Origin of the sequence: Paraburkholderia terricola, assembly GCF_900142195.1 — a bacterium.
In the GTDB taxonomy this organism is placed as follows: Bacteria; Pseudomonadota; Gammaproteobacteria; order Burkholderiales; family Burkholderiaceae; genus Paraburkholderia; species Paraburkholderia terricola.
The window spans coordinates 13,714-34,497 of record NZ_FRAB01000051.1 but is presented as its reverse complement, the minus strand read 5'-3'; the positions used below and the strand labels follow the sequence as shown (position 1 = coordinate 34,497).

Here is a 20,784-nt window from a genome sequence, read left to right as displayed (position 1 = left end):
GCGTTGCTTTCGATGCATCACGACCCCGATGGCACGCTTCTCGCTTAATTGATGTTCAGCCGTCGACGATTCCTACCCCATGCTGCGCGTTCTCCTCGTAACCGATACCGACAAGCCCATCGGCGATCTCCGTGACGCCCTCGCCCGCCTCGGCTACGAGATGCTGGCCGGCACCGCCACGCCGCAAGCGCTGCATCGCGTGGTCCAGAGCGAACGGCCCGACGTGATCATCATCGACACGGAATCGCCCTCGCGCGATACGCTCGAGCAACTCGCGGTGATGAACGCCACCGCGCCGCGCCCGGTGCTCATGTTCAGCCACGACGACAACCAGCAGTTGATCCGCGACGCGGTCGGCGCGGGCGTGACCGCGTATCTCGTCGAGGGTCTCGCCACGGAACGGCTTGCACCGATCCTCGAAGTCGCGCTCGCGCGTTTCGCGCAGGAATCGCAGTTGCGCGAACGCCTCGCGCAAGCCGAGAGCGAACTCGCCGAACGCAAGCTGATCGATCGCGCCAAACGCCTGCTGATGGATCAGCAGAAAATCACCGAACACGCCGCCTACGCCAGTCTGCGCAAGCGCGCCATGAACCAGGGCGTCAAACTCGCCGAGGTCGCGCGCGCCATCGTGGCGGCGGCCGACCCGCCCAAATGAAGCGCCGCCCATGAACGCTCCCACTTCCCTCGCCTCGCCGCTCGCCTCGGGGCCGCTCGAAAAAACCCATCTGCGGCTCGGCTTCGTCGCGCTCTCCGACGCCGCGCCGCTCGTCGCCGCGAAGCTGCTCGAATTCGGCCACGCGCATGGCCTGACGCTGGAGCTATCCCGTCAGCCGTCGTGGGCCGCCGTGCGCGACAAGCTGCTGTCGGGCGATCTCGATGCGGCGCACGCGCTCTACGGGCTCGTCTACGGGGTGCAACTCGGCCTGGGCGGTCCGCAAACGGACATGGCCGTGCTGATGGTGCTCAACCGCAACGGCCAGGGCATCACGCTGTCGAACCGTCTCGCCGACGCGCTCGCCGAGCAGCGCACGCTGCCCAAGGCGCTCGCGACGCTCGGCCGCAAGCCCGTGTTCGCGCAGACCTTTCCCACCGGCACGCATGCGATGTGGCTGTACTACTGGCTCGCGTCGCAAGGCGTGGATCCGTTGCGCGACATCGAAAGCGTGGTGATTCCGCCGCCGCAGATGGTCGCCGCGCTCGCCGACGACAAGCTCGACGGCCTGTGCGTGGGCGAGCCGTGGAACGCGATGGCCGAAGCCGAAGGCGTCGGCAGGACGATCGCGTACACGAGCGAAGTGTGGCCCGATCATCCCGAGAAAGTGCTGGCCTGCCGGCGCGATTTCGTCAGCGCGAATCCGAACGCCGCGCGCGCGCTCGTGCAGACGATGCTCGAAGCCTGCCGCTGGCTCGACGGCGCGGGACATCGCGAGGAAATCGCGCGCTGGCTCGCGCGGCCCGAGTACATCGGCATCGACCAAGCCCTGATTGCCGCGCGCCTCGGCGACGAGATCGCCGCCTCCACGCCGCGCGGCCTGCCCGTGCGCTTCTTCGACGACGGCGCGGTGAACTATCCGCATGCATTCGAGGGCGCGTGGTTCGTCACGCAGTTCGAGCGCTGGGGCATGATCGACGCGCGCGCGGATTACGCGCAGATCGCGGCGCGGGTCAATCAGACGCAGTTGTACCGCGAGGCGGCCGCAAGCGTGGGCGTGGCGGTGCCCGCCGGTCACACCGCGCAGGTATTCATCGACGGCAAGGTGTGGGGCGACGGCACGCCCTCCGCGGGATACGCGCAAAGCTTCACGATCCGCCGGTAAGGCGCGGGAAACGTCACGCCGGCTCTAATGCCGGAAACAGCACGCTCACCACCAGCCCGCCACCGGGCGCATCGCTCAACGCGATCAGCGCGCCGTGAACGCGCGCGATTTCCCGCACGATCGACAAGCCCAGCCCGCTGCCCTCGACCGTCTGCGTCGCCTCGCTGCGATAGAAGCGTTCAAAAACCGCATCGCGTTCACCAACCGGAATGCCGGGGCCGTTGTCGATCACTTGCAGCAGCGGCTGCCCGTTCTCGCTCGCGACGCGCACGGTGATCACCGCGCCGTCGCCCGAATAACGGATCGCGTTGTCGATCAGATTGCCGACCAGTTCCGCGAGCAGATCGGTCTGACCCATGACCTCGATGCGCTCGTCCTGTTCGAAGCCGAGATCGATGCCGCGCGAGCGCGCCACCGGCGACCAGTCGAGCGTCACGCTGCGCGCCACCTTATGCAGCGGCACCGCGGCATGCTTGACCGTATAGCCGCTGTCCGCGTCGAGCCGCGAGAGCGACAGCAACTGCTGCACGATGCGCACCGCCTGCTGCACCGCGCGATTCAACCGCCGCAAATGGACGCCTTGCCGGCGATTGCCGCTCGGGTTGTCCTCGCCGCAAGAAGCGGAACCCACACCAACGCCAGCACCCACGCCGTCGCTGTCGCGCAGCGCCAGTTCCGACTCCGCCTGAATCACCGCCAGCGGCGTTTTCAACTGATGCGCGGCGTCGTTGAAAAAGCGCCGGCGCGACAACTGCATCAACTGCGTGCGGCCAATGTACTGATTGATCGAATCGACGAGCGGCGCCACTTCGCTCGGCAGGCCCACGGTATCGAGCGGCGTGGGGTCGTCCTCGGCGCGCGCGGCGACTTTCGCCGACAAGCGGTTCAACGGCCGCAAGCCACGCGCGACCCCCAGCCACACGATGCCGAGCGCGAGCACCACCAGCAGAAATTCCTGTTGCAGCGAGCCGGTGAGAATCTCGCGCGCCAACGCCTGGCGCTGCTCGATCGTTTCGCCGACCCTCACGAGCACCACGCGCGTCTGCGCGCTCGGCACGTCGTGCACGGGCAGCCTCAGCATCGCGATGCGCAGCGGCCGGCCGCGAAACACGCCGTCATAGAACCGCACGCTGTAGGGCTCGGCCGGCGCTTTTTTCGCGTCCGGCAGATCGGGATAGCCCGTCACCACGGCGCCGCCCTCTTCACGAATCTGATAGTAGATATTGCCGCCGCCGTTCGACTCGAACATCTCGAGAGCAAGGTACGGCAGATCGACTTCGATCCTGCCGTCGCGCAAGCGGATGCCGTCGCGTATCGAGCGCAACGAAAATTCCAGCGTGCGATCGAAGGCCGCGTGCGCCGCGTTCATCGCGCGCTGATACGTGAGCCATGCGTCGAACGCGAGCAATAACAGCAGCGGCAACAGCAGCCACAGCGCCACCCGCACGCGCAGATTCGGCCGCGTCATGGGCTTCTGGCTTCCAGCAGATAGCCGAGCCCGCGCAGCGTCACGATGCCGACCGAACTGTGTTCGAGTTTCTTGCGCAAGCGGTGCACGTAAATCTCGATGGCGTCCGCATTCACCGATTCGTCGAGCCCGAAAATTTTCTCCGACAACGTCTCCTTGTTGATCGCGCGACCGTTGCGCAGGATCAGCACTTCGAGCACCGAACGCTCGCGCGGCGTCAACGCGAGCGGTTCGCCGTCGAGCGTGAAGCCGCGATCCACGCTGTCGTAAAGCAGCGTGCCGCATTGCGCATGCAAGGGCTCCTGCCCATGACTGCGGCGCAACAATGCACGCGCGCGCGCTTCCAGTTCGGTGAGCGCGAAAGGCTTGGCGAGATAGTCGTCGGCGCCCAGATCGAGACCGCGCACGCGCTCTTCCACCGAACCGTGCGCGGTGAGGATCAGCACCGGCACCGCGTTGCGGCGCGCGCGCAGACGGCGCAGCACTTCGAGCCCGTCGAGCTTCGGCAAGCCGATATCGAGAATCACCAACGCGTAGTCTTGCGTGCGCAGAACGTGGTCGGCGGACTCGCCGTCATGCATGCAATCGACGGTGAGTTTCGCGCTCGTCAGCGCGTCGGTAAGCGAGCGGGAAAGGATCGGATTGTCTTCGACGAGCAGCACACGCATGAGCAAAATCCCAGGGAAATCCATGAGGCGAATTCGACCATTGTCACTCATTTCTTTCAAAAACTGAAAGCGTTCAGAAAGCGCGCGTCTCTTACCATTCGCTCACACAAAACAAACACAGTGTTTTCTGGAGGAAGACGTGAAAATCTCTTTGAAGTGCCTCGCAGTTGCTGCTGCCTTTGCCGCAAACTCAGTGTGGGCGGCGTTTCCCGCGGGTTATCCCGGTGACTATCAGAGCACCGTCGACGCGGCGAAGAAGGAAGGAAAGCTGATCGTCTATTCGGTCACGGACACCGCGCTCGTGCGTCCGCTCATCAAGGACTTCGAAAGCCTGTACGGCATCAAGGTCGAATACAACGACATGAACAGCACGGAGCTGTACAACCGCTTCATCAGCGAAAACGCGGCCAGCAGCACGAGCGCCGACGTGTTGTGGAGCTCCGCGATGGACCTGCAGGTCAAGCTCGTCAACGACGGCCTGATGGCGACCTACGACTCTCCCGAGGCGAAGCAGTTGCCGCAGTGGGCGCAGTACCAGAAGCAGGCCTACGGCACCACGTATGAGCCGCTCGCGATCGTCTACAACAAGCGGCTGCTCGCGGCCGGCGACGTGCCGCAAACGCGCGCCGACCTCATCAAGCTGCTGCAAAACAAGCCCAACCAGTTCAAGGGCAAGGTCACGACCTACGACATCGAGAAGTCCGGCGTCGGCTTCAACTATCTGACGCAAGACGCGCGCGTCAATCCGCAAGTCACGTGGGATCTGGTGAAGGCGATGGGCGCCACCGGCCCGAAGCTGCAATCGAGCACCGGCGCGATGATGGAGCGTATTTCGTCGGGTGAAAACCTGATCGGCTACAACATTCTCGGCTCCTACGCGCTCACCAAGGCGAAGAAAGACCCGTCGATCGGCTACGTCTACCCGAAAGACTACACGCTGGTGGTGAGCCGCCTCGTGACGATCTCGAAGAAGGCGAAAAGCCCGAACGCCGCCAGGCTGTGGGTCGATTATCTGCTGTCGCAACGCGGCCAGACCTTGCTCGCGAATCAGGCGAGCCTGTTCTCGATCCGCTCCGACGTGGAAGGCGAAACGTCGATGGCTGGTCTGACGAAACAGCTCGGCGATTCGCTCAAGCCGATCCCGATCGGCGCGGGCCTGCTGGTCTATCTCGACCAGTCCAAACGGCTTGAATTCCTCAAGCAATGGCAACAGTCGATCAAGCGCTAAACCTCGCTTGACCTGACGGCGTCCACGCGAAAAGCGCGGGCGCCGGGCCTTCTCTCACTACCTGTCGATATGCGGCTTCATTCGCCGCAGGGGGACACTCATGCTTTCCACTAGCGCACCCGCACGCCGCGATAGCGCGCCGCTCGCAGCCGACGGCGGCCCGATCGGCGCCTTGCCGCGAGGCGGCTTGCAGCCGTTCGCGGGACTGCTGCGCTGGCTCGTCGTCGCGGTGCTCACCATCGCGGTGGCGCTGCCGCTCGGCTTCATCCTGTTTCAGAGCGTGCTCAACGCGCCGTTCTTCGACGCCAACCGCACGCTCGGCCTCGCCGGCTTCCAGTTCATTTTCAGCGACCCGGATTTCTGGTCCGCGTTGAAGAACTCCTTCATCATCGCGGGCGGGATGCTGTTCATCTCGATCCCGCTCGGCGGCATTCTCGCGTTCCTGATGGTGCGCACCGACCTGCCCGGCCGCCGCTGGCTCGAACCGATGCTGCTCACGCCCGTATTCGTCTCGCCGATGGTGCTCGCGTTCGGCTACGTGGTCGCGGCCGGCCCGGTCGGCTTCTACTCGGTCTGGTGGAAGGCGCTGTTCGGCACCGCCGAAGCGCCCTGGACCGTGTACTCCGTTCTCGCGATCACGATCATCGTCGGCCTCACGCATGTGCCGCACGTGTACCTGTATTCGTCGGCGGCGCTGCGCAATCTCGGCTCGGACGTCGAGGAAGCGGCGCGCGTCGCCGGCGCGCGGCCGTTTCGCGTCGCGCTCGACGTGAGCCTGCCGATGACGCTGCCCGCGCTGCTGTTCGCCGGCGTGCTGGTGTTCTTCCTTGGCTTCGAGGTGTTCGGCCTGCCCCTCGTGCTCGGCGACCCCGAAGGGCACCTCGTGCTGGCCACGTATCTGTACAAGCTCACCAACAAGCTCGGCGTGCCGTCCTATCACCTGATGGCCGCGGTCGCGGTATGCATCGTCGCGATCACGTTTCCGCTGGTGCTGTTGCAACGCCGGCTGCTCAAGAGCGCGAACCGCTTCGTCACGGTCAAGGGCAAGGCCGGGCGTCAGACCGTGCTGCCGCTCGGCGCATGGCGCTGGGTGGCGCTCGCGATCGTCGCGCTGTGGCTGATGCTCACCGTCTTCGTGCCGCTCTCCGGCATCACGTTGCGCGCGTTCGTCACCAACTGGGGCGAAGGCGTGAAGCTCGCCGAAGTGCTGACGCTCGCCAACTTCACCGACCTGTTCGAGCAGGACAACCTGGTGCGCGCGATCCTGAACACGCTCGGCATCGGCGTGTTCGGCGGCGCGCTCGCGGTGGGCTTCTATTCGCTGGTGGCGTTCGCGGGCCATCGCCGCAACGACTGGGCCACGCGCCTGCTCGATTACCTCGTGCTGTTGCCGCGCGCGGTGCCGGGCCTGCTCGCCGGTCTCGCGTTCCTGTGGATCTTCCTGTTCGTGCCGGGCTTGAAGGAACTGAAGAGCTCCATGTGGAGCATCTGGATCGCCTACACGGTGGTGTGGCTCGCCTATGGCATGCGCCTGATTCAAAGCGCGCTGCTGCAAGTCGGCCCGGAACTCGAGGAAGCGGGACGCAGCGTCGGCGGCACCCGCGCCCGCGTGAGTCTCGACGTGACGCTGCCGCTCGTGCGCTTCGGTTTGCTCGCGGCGTGGCTCCTGATCTTCATGATCTTCGAGCGCGAATACTCGACGGCCGTCTATCTGCTCTCGCCGGGAACGGAAGTGATCGGCGCGCTGCTGGTGTCGCTGTGGGCGACCGGCGCGGTCGATCAGGTCGCGGCGCTTTCTGTCATCAACATCGCGATGGTCGGCGTCGGACTCGGCGTCGCTCTGCGCTTCGGAGTGAAATTGCATGGATAAGCTCTCGGTCGACAACCTCTTTCTCAGCTATGGCGACAACCCGATCCTGAAGGGCGTGTCGTTCCAACTGAACCCCGGCGAAGTGGTGTGCCTGCTGGGCGCATCGGGCAGCGGCAAGACCACGCTGCTGCGCGCGGTCGCCGGGCTCGAACAACCGTCGTCGGGCCGCATCGAGCTGGACGGCAAGGCTTTCTTCGACGGCGCGGCGAAGGTCGATCTGCCGGTCGAGCAGCGCTCGCTCGGTCTCGTGTTCCAGTCGTATGCGCTGTGGCCGCATCGCACGGTGGCGGACAACGTCGGCTACGGATTGAAGCTGCGGCGCGTATCGGGCGCCGAGCAGAAAAAGCGCGTGCAGGGCGCGCTCGATCAGCTCGGCCTCGGCCACCTCGCCGCGCGCTATCCGTATCAGCTTTCGGGCGGACAGCAGCAGCGCGTCGCGATCGCCCGCGCGCTGGTCTACAACCCGCCGGTGATTCTGCTCGACGAGCCGCTGTCGAATCTCGACGCCAAGCTGCGCGAGGAAGCGCGCGCCTGGTTGCGCGAACTGATCGTATCGCTGGGTTTGTCCGCGTTGTGCGTCACGCACGACCAGACCGAGGCGATGGCGATGTCCGACCGCATCCTGCTATTGCGCAACGGCCGCATCGAACAGGAAGGCACGCCCGCCGAACTGTACGGCTCGCCCCGCTCGCTTTACACGGCGGAGTTCATGGGCAGCAACAACCGCATCGACGCGCGCGTCGCCTCGGTGGACGGCGAGCGCGTGACCCTCGCCGGCGACGGCTGGCAATTGCAGGCCCAAGCCCGCGAAGCGCTCACCGCCGGGCAGAACGCCCAGGCCGTGATTCGCCTCGAACGCGTGCAGGTCGCCGACGGTCCGGGCGCGAACCGGCTCGAAGCCGAACTCATCACTTCGATGTATCTCGGCGACCGCTGGGAATACCTGTTCCATTGCGGCGCCCTGCGCCTGCGCGCGTTCGGCCCGGTGCCGCGCGCCGCCGGCCGTCACTGGATCGAATTCCCCGCCAACGACTGCTGGGCCTTCGCGCAAGCCAGTTGAAACGCGGGCGGCAGCGCCCCAACCGAAGCAAACAAAATCAACCACAGGAGACTCTTGATGAAGTGGAGCATGAAGAAAGCAACCCTCGGCGCAACGTGCATGGGACTCGCCGGTTTCGCGGCGAGCGCGCAGGCGCAATCCAGCGTGACTTTGTATGGGATCGTCGATGCGGGCATCGAATATGTGAATCATGCGAGTGCGGACGGCAGCGCGACGCGCCTCGTGTCGGGCGGCAAGAACACCTCGCGCTGGGGCCTGCGCGGTGTCGAGGACCTCGGCGGCGGACTGAAGGCGGTGTTCCAGTTGGAGAGCGGCATCAACATCGCCAACGGCCAGTTCGACGACAGCGGCGGCGCGATCTTCGACCGCCGCGCGACGATCGGCCTGAAAAACCGCTTCGGGCAGATCACGCTCGGCCGCAATTTCACGACCACCTACGACTACATGTTGCAGTTCGACCCGATGGGTTACGCGCCGAACTACTCGTGGGCGAGCTCATCCACCGCGACGGGTGGGCGTAAAGACGGTTTGTTCTCGCGCTCGTCCAACGCGGTGCGTTACGACGGCACGTTCTCCGGCTTCAAGTTCGGCGCGATGTACGGCTTCGGCAACGTGCCGGGCAGCATGAAGTCGAGTTCCAAATACGACTTCGCGCTCGGCTACGAGACCGGTCCGTTCGCCGCCGTCGTCACCTTCGACAGGCAGAACGGCGCGAACGACAGCGTGACCCCCGCGGATACCACGAACTACATTCAAGGCATTCATGCGGGCTTGAGCTACGACTTCGGGCCGGTCAAGGCGATGGCCGGATATCGCAACTACCGCCGCACGTTCCACACCGCCACGCCGACCTTGCGCAGCGACATGTACTGGCTCGGCGGCCAATACGAGGTGACGCCGTTCTTCTCGCTGTTTGCCGCGGTCTATCATCAGAACATCAAGGACGGCAGCGACGCCGATCCGACGCTGTTCTCGCTGCGCGCGCAGTACGCGCTCTCGAAGCGCACCGTGCTGTATCTGGCGGGCGGCTATGCAATGGCGAAGCATGACAACGCGGTTAGCCTGTCGCGCGATCTGACCGGCGCGGCGGATACGCAAGCGGGTGTCACGGCGGGTCTTCAGCACCGTTTCTAAGGCGGTTCGACGCTTGGAAACAGAACGAGGCGCGCGGGCGGTTCATCGCCCGACGCGCCTCGCCCGTTTCATGGTGCCGCGCGCAGCTCATGACGTCGCGCGCGGCGCACGTTGCCGCTCAGAAGTTGAAGTTGTCGATATTGCTCGAATCGAACGTGGTCGGCGGTCCGAGAATGATTTCGCCTTGCGGGCCAATCGTGCGCTTGCCGAGCTTGCCCGCGTCGAACGACTCGCCCTCCTTACCCGTGATCGCGCCGGAAGCGAGGCTCGCCGCCGCATAGCCGGCCAGATAGCCGAGCTGGTTCGGGTCCCACAACTGGAACGCCTTGACCGTGCCGTTCTTGACGAACGCGCGCATCTGGTTCGGCGTGCCCAGGCCCGTCACCGCCACCTTGCCCTTGCTCGACGACGACGAGATATAGCGCGCCGCCGCCGCGATGCCGACCGTGGTCGGCGCGACGATCGCCTTCAGGTTCGGATACGCCTGCAACAAGCCTTGCGTTTCGACGAACGACTTCTGATCGTCGTCGTTGCCGTAGGCGATTTTCACGAGCTTGATCTTCGAATACTCGGGCTTCTTCAACTCCTCCTGCATCCACTTGATCCACGTGTTCTGATTGGTTGCGTTGGGCGTGGCCGACAGCACCGCGAACTCGCCCTCACCGCCGATCAGCTTCGACACGAGCTGAATCTGCCCGCGGCCGATACCCTCCGCATTCGCCTGATTGACGAACAATTGCCGGCCCTCGGGCGCGGTGTCCGAATCGAAGGTCACGACCTTGATGCCTTGCGACATCGCTTTCTTCAGATACGGCACCACCGCGTTGGCGTCGTTGGCGGCGATCACGATCGCGTCCTGCCGTTGCGTGATGAGCGTATTGATGTATTGCACCTGCGACGACGCGCCCGCATCCGACGGGCCCACCACCTTGCCCACGCCGCCGAACTCCTTGATCGCGGCCATGCCGCCGTCGTCGGCGATCACTTCATAGGGATTGTTGATCTGCTTCGGCACGAACGCGATCTTCAGGCCGTTTTTCAGGCCGGCGGCCGAGGCGGCGCAACTGATCGCCACGAGCGCCACGCAAAGCGCGGCCGTGCCGGTGTGACGTAGAGGTTTGAACATGAAGTGTCTCCTGCCTTGTTGTTGGACGTGGTGGTGTCCGGGTTGTCGATCTGACGTTATAAGGAAGCGGACTTCGCGATGAAACGCCGGTCGCGCGCCGCGCGCCAGCGGGCGACCAGATTGGGAATCAGCACCGAGGCCAGCAGCAGCGCGCCGGTGACGATCGTCAGCGTTTCGCTCGATACGTCGTCGAGCGTGAGCGCATTTTTCAGCACGCCGATGATCAGCAGCGACAGCAGCACGCCGATCATCGAGCCGCGTCCGCCGAAAATGCTCACGCCGCCGAACAGCACCGCCGCGATCACCGACAACTCGAAGCCCTCGCCGTTGTCGCCGCGCGCGCTGGTGAAGCGCAGCGTATAGACGACGCCCGCCAACGCGCTCATCGCGCCGGACAGAACGAACAGGCGCAGCCTGATCCTCGCCACTTCGATGCCGGAAAACGCCGCCGCCGTGGGATTCGCGCCGATCGCATAGAGGCTGCGGCCGAACGCGGTGGCTTGCAGCAGCACCGTGAACAGCACCGCGCCGACGATCACGATCACGAACGGCAACGGAATGAAGGTCGAGCCGAGCGTTTCCATGCCGAAGGCCGTATAGCCAGGCGGGAAGTCCGCGACCGCCTGGTCGCCGAGCAGCACGTAAGCGAGGCCGCGAAACAGCGCGAGCGTGCCGATCGTGACCGCGAGCGAAGGCAGATTGAGCTTCACGATCACGAGGCCGTTCAGCCAGCCGGCCAGCGCGCCGGCAATCAGCACCATCACGATCACGAGCGGCATGGGCAGGCCCATGTGCCACAGCACGCCCATCAACGCGCTGGACGCGCCCAATACCGACGCCACCGAAAGATCGATTTCCGCGGCGACGATGATGAGCGTCATCGGCAGCGCCATCAACGCGATCTCGGTCAGGTCGGCCAATACGTTGCTCAGATTCGCGCCGGTGAGAAATACCGGCGACAACCAGCGCCCGAGTCCGAGCGACAACATCAGCACGATCACCAGCAAGACTTCCCATTGCAGCGGCGTTTCGCGTTTGCGCGTGAGCAGCGCGGAATCCGGTTTAGCCATGATCGCGTTTCCTCATCATGCGTTTGGCGACGGAGCGGGCCAGCAAGGTATCGGCGGTGATCGCCGCGACGATCAGCGCGCCTTCGATTGCCTGCTCCCAGAATGGCGACACGTGCAGCACGACGAGCGCGATGCTGATCACGCCCAGCACCAGCGCGCCGAGCGTCGCGCCGAGTATCGTGCCGACGCCGCCGGTAATCGCCACGCTGCCGACCACCGCCGCAGCGACCACCTGCAATTCGATGCCCTTCGCGGTGCTCGCGTCGACGGTGCCGAAACGCGCGAGCCACAGCGCGCCCGCGAAGCCGGCAATCGCGCCGGAGAGCAGAAAGCCCGCCATCACGCGGCGCTCGACGTTCACGCCGGCGAGTCGCGCGGCCTCGGGATTGGAGCCGATCGCATAGTGCTCGCGGCCACCGCGAAACTGCTTGAGGTACACGGCGAGGCCGGCCAGCACGACGAGCGCGATCAGCGCGAGCGTCGGAATGCCGAGCCACGTGCCGGTCGCGAGACCGGAGAACGACTCGGGCAGACTGGTGGCGTTGATCTGCCCGCCGTGCACCCACGCGTAGTCCGCGCCGCGAAAGATGTATAGCGTGGAGAGCGTCGCCACCAGCGAGGGCACGCGCCCCACCGCCACCAGCAGCGCATTGATGCCGCCCGCCACCAGCCCGATCGCGAGTCCGGCGGCCAGCGCGACCAGCACCGGCATATGCGGGAACGCGACGTACAGACTGCCGACCGCATACGCGCTGACGCCGACCGTCGAACCCACCGAGAGATCGATGTGCCGCATCAGGATCACCACCGTCATGCCGGCTGTCAACAGGCTGATGATCGACACGTTGAGCAGCACGTCGCGCAGATTCTGCAGATTGAGGAACTGCGGTTTTGCGAGCGCCGTGCCCACGATCAGCAGAATCAGCACGACGAAGAGGGTCGTTTCGCGGCTCTTCGCGACGCCCGCAACGAAGCCGCCCGGCGCGTTGGTTGAGCGCTTTGCCACCGGCGCCTGCACCGGCGCGGGATGAGTCGATGAATGGCGCATCATGCGGCGTGCCCCAACGGTGGAACCGGTTGGCCGAGCGCGGCGCCCATGATGCGTTCCTCGTCGGCTTCGGCGCGCGCTATTTCCGCGCTGATCCGCCCTTCGTGCATCACCAGCACGCGGTCGGCCATGCCGAGCACTTCGGGCAATTCGCTCGAAATCATCAGCACGGCCATGCCCTCGCGCACCAGTTCGGCCAGCGCGCCATACACCTCGGCCTTCGCGCCGACGTCGATGCCGCGCGTGGGTTCGTCGATGATCAGCACTTTCGGCCCGGTTGCGAGCCATTTGCCGAGCACCACCTTCTGCTGATTGCCGCCCGACAGCGTGCCGACTGGCGCGTTGGGGTCGCCCGCTTTCAGACGCAAGCGCGTGCCCCATTGATTCGCGAGTTGCGTCTCGCTGCGCGTGGAGATGAGACCATGTTTGACGAGCCGGCCGAGCACCGTCATCGACGCATTGCGCGCGATGCTCAGTTCCAGCGCGAGCCCCTGCTGCCGACGGTCTTCCGGCACCAGCGCGAGGCCGGCGCGCACCGCCGCGGCCGGACTGCCCGCCTTGAGTGGCTGGCCGCCGATCCAGATCTCGCCCGAATCGAGCGGATCGATGCCGAAGATCGCCCGCGCGACTTCGCTGCGCCCCGCGCCCACCAGACCGGCCAGCGCGACGATCTCGCCGGCGCGCACGTCGAAGGAAATGTCCTTGAATACGCCCACGCGCGTGAGGCCGCGTACCGACAGGCGCACGTCGCCCGGCGGCAGATCGGCTTTCGGATAGAACGTCTCCAGATCGCGGCCCACCATCTTCGTGACGATTGCCTCGGTGGTGAGATCGGCGGTGAAGCCGTCGAACACCTTTGCGCCGTCGCGCATGATCGTGACACGCTGCGTCAGCGCGAAGACTTCGTCGAGCCTATGCGTGATGAAGAGAATCGCCACGTCGCGCTCGCGCAGCTTGCGCACGATCGCGAAGAGCCGTTCCACTTCGGGCAACGAGAGCGCGGCGGTGGGCTCGTCCATGATCAGCACGTTGGCGTTCAGCGACAAGGCCTTGGCGATTTCGATCACCTGCTGATCGGCAATCGACAAGCCGCGCACCAGTTGATCCGCGCGCAGATCCACGCCGAGCGACGCCAGCAAGCCGTCCACCTCGCGGCGCATCGCGTCGTATTGGATGCGGCCGATCCGATCGACCGGCTGCCGTCCCATGAAAATGTTCTCCGCGATCGACAGATCGAAGAACAGCGTCGGCTCCTGGTAGATCACCGCAAGACCCGCGTCGCGCGCTTCGGCAGGCGTCGCAAAACGGCGCGCCACGCCGTCCACCAGCAGCTCGCCGCTATCCGGCTGATGCACGCCCGCGAGAATCTTCACGAGCGTCGATTTGCCCGCGCCGTTTTCGCCGAGCAGCGCATGCACTTCGCCCGGCCATAGCGCGAGGTCGCCGTCCGACAACGCGCGGACCCGGCCGAATGATTTACTCGCGTGCCGCAGTTCGAGCCTGGGCACGGCGGATAGGGGTTGCTGCACTGCTTGTCTCCTTTCTTTTTGGCTTCTGTTCGCTTACCGCGGTTTTCGTGCGGTTTTAGCGCGGTTTTAATGCGGTTTTCGTGCGGCCTCAGATGCGGTAGAAGCGCTCCGCATTACGGCGAAACAGCGCTTCTTTCTCGGCGACGCTCGCACCCTCGACGATCGCCGCATAGGCGTGCCATAAATCCGTGTAAGAGCCGAACAAGCGATCGACGGGGAAGTTCGACGCGAACATCGCGCGCTCGACGCCGAACGTGTCGATCGTTTCAAGCACGTAAGGCCGCAGGCTTTCGACAGTCCATCGATGATCGAACATCGCAAGCCCGCTGATTTTCACCGCGATGTTCCGACAGCCGGCCAGCAGGCGCATGCCGTCGCGCCACGCGCGATAACCGGCCACGCTGCCGCGATCCACGAACATGCCCGCATGATTGACGATGAACAGCGTGTCGCCGTGCGCGCGCGCCAGCGCGGCGGCTTCTTCCATCTGCGACGGATAGAGTTGCAGGTCGAACGACATGCCGTATCGGCGCAGCAAGGCGAAGTGCTCGCGCCATTGCGGCTCGCGCATGAAATGACGACCGACGTAGTCGAACAGCCTGTTCTCGTGCACGTTCAGTATCTGCCGTATGCCTCGCGTGTTGGCGAACGACGCGTGCGCTTCGAGCACGGCGGGCGCGTTCGCCGCCGAGAGATCCACGGCGGCCACGATCGCATTCGGCATGCCGCGCGATTCCTTGCGATCCGCGATGGACTGCAACCAGCGGGTCTCCTCGACCGGATCGGCGGGATCGTGATTCGCCTCGACGTGCACCAGTTTCAGCACCTCGATATCGCCCGCCTCGCCGAGCAGGTCGTCGAGCAGATAGTCGTGCTTCAACGCGCGCGCGTCGCCGACGAACGACACGCCGGGGTTTTCCAGCCACGGATAGCGATGCGTCTTCAGATCCCACAGATGGATATGCGAATCGACAACCTGCATGCGACACTCTCCGCCGTGTTGTTGGCCTTGCGTTGGCAAGTCAGCAACGTCAATTCATTGAACTCAAACGAAAGACCGGTTCGAGCGGCTGTTGAAGCGGTGTATGGTCCGGCGCGGCCTGCATGATGTCGGCCATGTACTCCCACCATTTGCGCATCACGTCGAGTTGCGGCAACTCGTGCATCGCGTGATTCGTGGTGCGCGTGAGAATGGCGAAGAGATGATTCGACTCCGCGTCGAAGAAAATCCGGTACTCGCGCACGCCGGCGTTGTGCAATGCGTCAACCAGTTCGGGCCAGATTTGCGCGTGACGTCGTTCGTATTCCTCGCGCATGCCGGGGTTGAGCACCATACGGAAAGCGATTGTTTCCATGCCTGTCTTCCCTCGAAGGCGGGCATCTTCCCGCCGAAACGTGCAAGCACCCGATGCGACTATAATTCCTGCGTCGATAGCATCTCAATCCGTTGTTGGGATTGGGCGATCCACAAACCGAATCGCACCGGAACCATGAGCCAACACGCAGCCACCGTCGCCCTCGTCAATCGGCTCAAGTTCAAGCACCTCGCCCTGCTCGTCGCGCTCGACGACGCCCGCAATCTCCATCAAGCCGCCGAAGCGGTCAACGTCGCGCAGCCCAGCGCGAGCCGCATGCTCGGCGACATCGAGGAAGCGTTCGGCTTCCTGCTGTTCGAGCGCAACGCGCGCGGCATGACGCCCACGCCGCTCGGTGTGGTCACGTTGGCCTACGCGCGGCGCGCGCTCGCCGAGTTGACCCGTTTCGCCGAAGACCTCGACGTGAAGCGCCGCGGCGGCCATGGACAGTTGACCGTCGGGGCGATCATGGGCGCCGCGCCCGATCTGCTCGCGATGGCGGTTGCCGCGCTGAAAACCGAAAGCCCCTTGCTCAACGTGCGCATTCTCGGCGAAACCAGCGACCAGGTCGTGCAATTGCTGCATCGCCGCGAGGTCGACCTCGCGCTCGGACGGCTGACCAGTCCGCTGCAACACAACGATTTCAGTTTCGAGCCGCTCGCGCGCGAAACCTTGCTGCTCGTCGTGCGTTCGGTGCATCCGCTCGCGCAGCGCACGCGCGTCACGCTGCGCGAACTGATCGACTGGCCGTGGGTCGCGCAACCGGTTACGAGCCCGGCGCGCGTGTTGTTCGAAGAAGAACTCGCGCGCGCGGGACTCGCGACGCCGGTGAACCTGACCGAATGCGCGTCGATCTTCGCGACGCTGCAATTGCTTGAAAACTACGATGCGGTGGCGATGCTGCCGGAGTCGGTCGTGCGCGATCATGTGCGCGGCAAATTGCTGGTCGCATTGCCGCTCGAAATCGGCAAGAGCCTCTCCGGCTTCGGCATTCTCACGCGCAAGGAAGAACCCCTCGCCGAACCGGCGCTGCGTTTCATCGACCTGTTGCGCGGCTTCTCGCGCAAGCTCGCACGCGACGATTCCGCGCCGTCCGCGGCGGACCCCGCCAGCGCGCCGGCTACGACTCATTGAATTCGGCGTCGCGCGTTATTTCAGCGTTATTGCAGCGTGATTTCAACGTCATTGCAGGTTGACGAACAGGCCGCCGTCCACCAGCAAGGCCGCGCCCGTCACATAGCGCGCGCGGTCGGAGGCGAGAAACACCACGCAATCGGCGACGTCTTCCGGGCGGCCCAGGCGGCCGAGCGGAATGCGCTTTTCGAAGTAGGCTTTTTTCGCTTCGTCGGCAAGATCTTCCGCGTTCAGGTCGGTAGCGATGGTGCCCGGCATCACCGAATTGCAGCGAATGCCGAAGGGCCCCAACGCGACCGCGCACGATTGCATCAGCGAATGCACGCCCGCCTTGGTGGGCGTGTAATGCGTCTGCATGCCGCCGCCGACTAGCGCGCTGATCGAACTCGTCGCCACGATCGCGCCGCCCGTGCCCTGCGCCTTCATCTGCTGGGCGGCCGCTTGCGTGACGTAGAACGCGCCGTTCAGATTCACCGCCACCGTCGACTCCAACACTTCCGGCGGCATGTCGAGAAAGGCGTGAAACGGACAAATACCGGCGTTGCTCGCGAGCACGTCCACCTTGCCGAACGCTTCGACCGTATGGCGCACGAGCTGCTGACCGGTTTCGCGCGCGGCCACGTTGCCTTCGATCGCAATCGCGCGCCGCCCCAGCGCCTCGATTTCGCCGACCACTTCCGCGACGGCGGAACGGCGCCCATACGATGCGTCGTTATCGCCCCAGTAGTTGATCGCCACGTCCGCGCCTTCCGCCGCGCACGCGACGGCGATCGCGCGGCCGATGCCCCGCGAGCCGCCGGTGACGATCACGACCTTGTCCTTGAGCAGCACGTCACTCTCCTTTGCCTGGATCCATGGTGCGCGAGTGCGCCGCGCCGCGTTCAACGCGGGTACGGCCGCACCAGCTTGCATTCGGGATTGAGTCTCACGCCGAAGCCCGGCGTGTCCGGCACCTTCATTCGTCCATTCACGGGCACCGGTTCGTCGAGCAGCAGCGGCGTGAACATCGGCACGACCTGATCGGCTTTCGGCGCCATCATCAGAAACTCGGCGAACGGCGAGTTGTGCCGCGTGACGACGAAATGATAGCTATACACCGACGAACCGTGCGGCACCACCATCACATTATGCGCATCGGCCAGCGCGGAAATCTTGATCAACTCGGTGATGCCGCCGCACCAGCCCACGTCGGGCTGAATCAGATCGCAGCATTGCATTTCCAGCAGCATGCGAAAACCCCAGCGCGTCGCCTCGTGTTCGCCGGTGGACACCATCATGCCGCGCGGCACCTTGCGGCGCAGTTCGGCGTAACCCCAGTAGTCGTCGGGCGGCAGGCATTCCTCGATCCACTTCAGGCCGTATTCGTGCGCCGCTTGCGCGAGACGCGTCGCATACGGCACGTCGAGGCTCATCCAGCAGTCGATCATCAGCCAGAAGTCGTCGCCGACGCGGCTGCGCATCTCCGCCAGCTTCTCGATGTTCTGCCTGAACCCTGCTTCGCCTTCAGCGGGACCATGCTGCAACGGCAGCTTGCCGCCGATGAAGCCCATCTCCTTCGCAAGATCGGGCCGCGCGCCGGTCGCATAGAACACGAGTTCGTCGCGCACCGGTCCGCCCAGCAGTTGATACACCGGCTCCTTGCGCACCTTCGCGAGCAGATCCCACAGCGCGAGGTCCACGCCCGAGATCGTATTCAGCACCACGCCCTTGCGGCCGTAGTACAACGTGGAGAAGTACATCTGATCCCACATCTTCTCGATGTCGGTAACGAGTTGCCCTTCGAGAAAACGCGCGAGATGCTTCTCGACGATGAACGCGCCGATCTCGCCGCCCGTCGTCACCGCGAAGCCGACCGTGCCGTCGCTCGCCTCGATCTCCACGACGAGCGTGCCGAGCACATTGATGCCGAACGACTGGCGGCTCTGGCGATACTCGGGGTAACGCGCCATTGGCGTGGCAATGTGATCGTCGATCCAGTGTCCGCCGGGTTGGTCGTGATAGTCCGCACCGCCGCCGCGGACGATGAAGGCACGCACGTGCCGGATAGTGGGCATGGCCATGAAAGGGGCTCCGTGATTGATGCGTCGAACGTGCAACCCGAAATACGCCTAGCGGGCGCGGTGCAGTAAGTGTTGGAAAGCGCCGCTCGCCGGTGCGCCGTCGCGGCGCAGCAGCGTGCCGATCAGCAGCGCGGCCAGCAGACTCGACACGCCCAGCACGACGAGTCCCGCCGAGGTCGACGCAAACGCCCTTTCGGCCGCGGTACGCAAGCTCGGTGCGATGAAACCGCCGAGGCTGCCGAGCGAATTGATCAACGCGATGCCGCCTGCCGCCGCGGCGCCGGTGAGATAGCGCGTGGGGAACGTCCAGAACAGCGGTTGCGCCGCGATGAAACCGCTTGCCGCGCAGCACAGCGCGATGAGTCCGATCGACGGGTTAGGCGCGAGCCCCGACACGCCGATGCCGAGCCCCGCGACGATCAGCAGCGCGACTGCCCAGCGCCGATGACCGCCCGTGCGATCCGCGCGGCGCGGCACGTACCAGGTGACGGCGAGCGCGCACAGCCACGGCAATGCGGCGACGACGCCGACCCGCAAACCGACCGTCGTGCCGAGCAACGCGGCCACCTGTTGCGGCAGATAGAAGATCACGCCGTACACGCTCATCTGGATCAGCAGATAGATCGCGGACAGCAATAACACGCGGCGGTCCACCAGCGCGGCGAGAATGCGATGCGGACCATGAGCCGACGCGGCGCGCGCATCTTCGTCGAGCGCGTTGCGCAAACTCGTGCGTTCCCGTGCGTCGAGCCAACGCGCGTCTTCCGGGCGGTTGTCGAGATACCAGAACGCCCACACGCCGACCAGCGAGGCCAATACGCCTTCGACCAGAAAGAGCCACTGCCAGCCGGTCAGGCCCAGGGCGCCGTGCAATTCGAGCAACGAACCCGACAACGGACTGCCGAAAATGAACGCGAGCGGCGCACCGAAATAAAAGAGGCCGACAGCGCGAGCACGCGCCGCTTGCGGAAACCAGTGCGTCAGGTAATAGATCACGCCGGGAAAGAAACCCGCTTCGGCCACGCCGAGCAGAAAGCGCAGCGTATAGAACGCGGTGGGCGTATGCGCGAGACACATCGCCGCCGACACGAGCCCCCACGTCACCATGATCCGGCACATCCACGCTCGCGCGCCGACCCGGTGCAGCAGAAGATTGCTCGGCACCTCGAACAGCGCATAGCCGACGAAAAACACCCCCGCGCCGAATGCGAACGCCGCGTTCGACAAACCCGTATCGTGCTGCAACGCCTTCTGCGCGAAACCGATATTGGCGCGATCGAGAAACGCGAGAACGTACATCAGCAACAGAAACGGCAACAGCCGGCGCATGACCTTGCTGTTGATCGCCTCCAGTGAAACGGGCGCATGCGGGTTCATGTCGTCTCCTTCGCTGGGACGCGGCCAGCGGTTTTGGGCCTTTATATGCGCTGCTGCAATGAGGCTCGCAGGCGATGAGCGTGGCTCAGTAAGTGGCCCGGCCGCCCGACAGATCGAACACCGAGCCGGTGCTGAACGCGCAGTCTTCCGATGCCAGCCAAAGAATCAGCGAGGCTGCTTCTTCCGGCAACAGAAAACGGTTCATCGGGATCTTCGAGAGCATGTAGTCGATATGCTGCTGCGACATCGACTCGAAAATTTCGGTTTTGGCCGCGGCGGGCGTGACCGCGTTGACGAGGATGTTCTTCGTCGCGAGTTCCTTGCCGAGCGATTTGGTCAGGCCGATCAGCCCCGCCTTGGAGGCGCTGTAGTGCGACGCGTTCGGGTTGCCTTCCTTGCCGGCCACCGAGGCGATATTCACGATCCGGCCATAGCCCCGCTGGAGCATGTGCGGCACGACCGCGCGGCAGGTGAGATACGGGCCGATCAGATTCACGTCGATCACGCGGCGCCACACGTCGGGCTCCAGTTCCCATGTGGCGCCGTTGCCGCCCGTGATGCCCGCGCAATTGATCAGCACGTCGATCGCGCCGTGCCCGGCGACGGTTTGCGTCACCGCCTGCGCGACGCTCGTTTCCTGAGTGAGTTCGACGGTGATGGCGGTGACCTTGCCCAGTTCGCTCAACTCGCGCTGGCTGCGCGCGAGACGTTCGGCGTCGATGTCCCAGAGGGCGACCGACGCCCCTGAGTTCAGCGCCCGTTGCGCCACCGCGTAGCCGATGCCGCGCGCGCCGCCGGTAATGGCGACGACGCGCCCCTCCAGATCGATTCGATTCATCG

19 protein-coding genes are annotated in these 20,784 nt (G+C 64.9%); 7 read left to right on the top strand and 12 right to left on the bottom strand.

The genetic code is table 11. The features are described from left to right. The first annotated feature begins 79 nt into the window (after window positions 1–79). Window positions 80–655 (top strand): ANTAR domain-containing response regulator, encoded by a 576-nt coding sequence (locus BUE39_RS29080; RefSeq protein WP_073432119.1) that lies wholly within the window; start codon window positions 80–82, stop codon window positions 653–655. A gap of 10 nt (window positions 656–665) precedes the next feature. Further along, the gene (locus BUE39_RS29075; RefSeq protein ID WP_073432118.1) at window positions 666–1,817 is read left to right on the top strand and encodes a CmpA/NrtA family ABC transporter substrate-binding protein; all 1,152 of its coding nucleotides are present in this window, start codon (window positions 666–668) and stop codon (window positions 1,815–1,817) included. A gap of 13 nt (window positions 1,818–1,830) precedes the next feature. Here the strand turns inward: BUE39_RS29075 and BUE39_RS29070 are convergent, their stop codons facing one another. Both BUE39_RS29070 and BUE39_RS29065 read right to left on the bottom strand, forming a co-directional pair. Further along, entirely contained in the window at window positions 1,831–3,285 is a 1,455-nt protein-coding gene (locus BUE39_RS29070; RefSeq protein WP_073432117.1) for a sensor histidine kinase N-terminal domain-containing protein, read from the bottom strand. Then, a complete protein-coding gene (locus tag BUE39_RS29065; RefSeq protein WP_073432129.1) occupies window positions 3,282–3,953 on the bottom strand; it encodes a response regulator in 672 nt (223 codons plus the stop codon). Before BUE39_RS29065 ends, BUE39_RS29070 begins: the two co-directional genes overlap by 4 nt. 139 nt (window positions 3,954–4,092) lie before the next feature. Here BUE39_RS29065 and BUE39_RS29060 point away from each other — a divergent pair, with 139 nt between their 5' ends. The 4 genes from BUE39_RS29060 to BUE39_RS29045 all read left to right on the top strand — a co-directional run bounded on the left by BUE39_RS29060 (window position 4,093) and on the right by BUE39_RS29045 (window position 9,245). After that, a complete protein-coding gene (locus BUE39_RS29060) occupies window positions 4,093–5,181 on the top strand; it encodes an ABC transporter substrate-binding protein (protein ID WP_073432116.1) in 1,089 nt (362 codons plus the stop codon). 100 nt (window positions 5,182–5,281) lie between these two features. Continuing rightward, on the top strand, window positions 5,282–7,051 hold the full coding sequence (locus BUE39_RS29055; protein ID WP_073432115.1) for an ABC transporter permease: 1,770 nt from the start codon (window positions 5,282–5,284) through the stop codon (window positions 7,049–7,051). Next, entirely contained in the window at window positions 7,044–8,111 is a 1,068-nt protein-coding gene (locus tag BUE39_RS29050) for an ABC transporter ATP-binding protein (RefSeq protein WP_073432114.1), read from the top strand. Before BUE39_RS29055 ends, BUE39_RS29050 begins: the two co-directional genes overlap by 8 nt. Before the next feature lie 57 nt (window positions 8,112–8,168). Continuing rightward, complete coding sequence (locus BUE39_RS29045; protein WP_073432113.1) at window positions 8,169–9,245, top strand: porin; 1,077 nt, start codon at window positions 8,169–8,171, stop codon at window positions 9,243–9,245. A 118-nt stretch (window positions 9,246–9,363) separates the two neighbouring features. Here the strand turns inward: BUE39_RS29045 and rhaS are convergent, their stop codons facing one another. From rhaS to rhaM, 6 genes are all read right to left on the bottom strand, one after another. Continuing rightward, window positions 9,364–10,371 (bottom strand): rhamnose ABC transporter substrate-binding protein, encoded by a 1,008-nt coding sequence (gene rhaS, locus BUE39_RS29040; RefSeq protein WP_073432112.1) that lies wholly within the window; start codon window positions 10,369–10,371, stop codon window positions 9,364–9,366. 56 nt (window positions 10,372–10,427) lie between these two features. Next, entirely contained in the window at window positions 10,428–11,441 is a 1,014-nt protein-coding gene (locus tag BUE39_RS29035) for an ABC transporter permease (protein ID WP_073432111.1), read from the bottom strand. Further along, window positions 11,434–12,492 (bottom strand): ABC transporter permease, encoded by a 1,059-nt coding sequence (locus BUE39_RS29030; protein WP_073432110.1) that lies wholly within the window; start codon window positions 12,490–12,492, stop codon window positions 11,434–11,436. Before BUE39_RS29030 ends, BUE39_RS29035 begins: the two co-directional genes overlap by 8 nt. After that, a complete protein-coding gene (locus BUE39_RS29025; protein WP_073432109.1) occupies window positions 12,489–14,018 on the bottom strand; it encodes a sugar ABC transporter ATP-binding protein in 1,530 nt (509 codons plus the stop codon). Before BUE39_RS29025 ends, BUE39_RS29030 begins: the two co-directional genes overlap by 4 nt. 88 nt (window positions 14,019–14,106) lie before the next feature. Further along, window positions 14,107–15,000, bottom strand: a complete 894-nt coding sequence (locus BUE39_RS29020) for an amidohydrolase family protein (protein WP_073432108.1) — start codon at window positions 14,998–15,000, stop codon at window positions 14,107–14,109. A 49-nt stretch (window positions 15,001–15,049) separates the two neighbouring features. Continuing rightward, window positions 15,050–15,373: an L-rhamnose mutarotase gene (gene rhaM, locus BUE39_RS29015; protein WP_073432107.1), complete on the bottom strand. Its 324-nt coding sequence runs from the start codon at window positions 15,371–15,373 to the stop codon at window positions 15,050–15,052. 135 nt (window positions 15,374–15,508) lie between these two features. On the opposite strand from rhaM, the gene BUE39_RS29010 reads away from it, so the two are divergent. Next, a complete protein-coding gene (locus tag BUE39_RS29010) occupies window positions 15,509–16,507 on the top strand; it encodes a LysR family transcriptional regulator (RefSeq protein WP_073432106.1) in 999 nt (332 codons plus the stop codon). Window positions 16,508–16,555: 48 nt separating this feature from the next. On the opposite strand, the gene BUE39_RS29005 is transcribed toward BUE39_RS29010, so the two are convergent. The 4 genes from BUE39_RS29005 to BUE39_RS28990 form a co-directional block, all read right to left on the bottom strand. Then, window positions 16,556–17,338: an SDR family NAD(P)-dependent oxidoreductase gene (locus tag BUE39_RS29005; RefSeq protein ID WP_073432105.1), complete on the bottom strand. Its 783-nt coding sequence runs from the start codon at window positions 17,336–17,338 to the stop codon at window positions 16,556–16,558. Between the two features lie 50 nt (window positions 17,339–17,388). Next, window positions 17,389–18,567 (bottom strand): L-rhamnonate dehydratase, encoded by a 1,179-nt coding sequence (gene rhmD / locus BUE39_RS29000; protein WP_073432104.1) that lies wholly within the window; start codon window positions 18,565–18,567, stop codon window positions 17,389–17,391. A gap of 48 nt (window positions 18,568–18,615) precedes the next feature. Then, window positions 18,616–19,944: an MFS transporter gene (locus tag BUE39_RS28995; protein ID WP_073432103.1), complete on the bottom strand. Its 1,329-nt coding sequence runs from the start codon at window positions 19,942–19,944 to the stop codon at window positions 18,616–18,618. Between the two features lie 85 nt (window positions 19,945–20,029). Further along, the gene (locus tag BUE39_RS28990; RefSeq protein ID WP_073432102.1) at window positions 20,030–20,782 is read right to left on the bottom strand and encodes an SDR family NAD(P)-dependent oxidoreductase; all 753 of its coding nucleotides are present in this window, start codon (window positions 20,780–20,782) and stop codon (window positions 20,030–20,032) included. Between the last annotated feature and the right edge of the window lie 2 nt (window positions 20,783–20,784).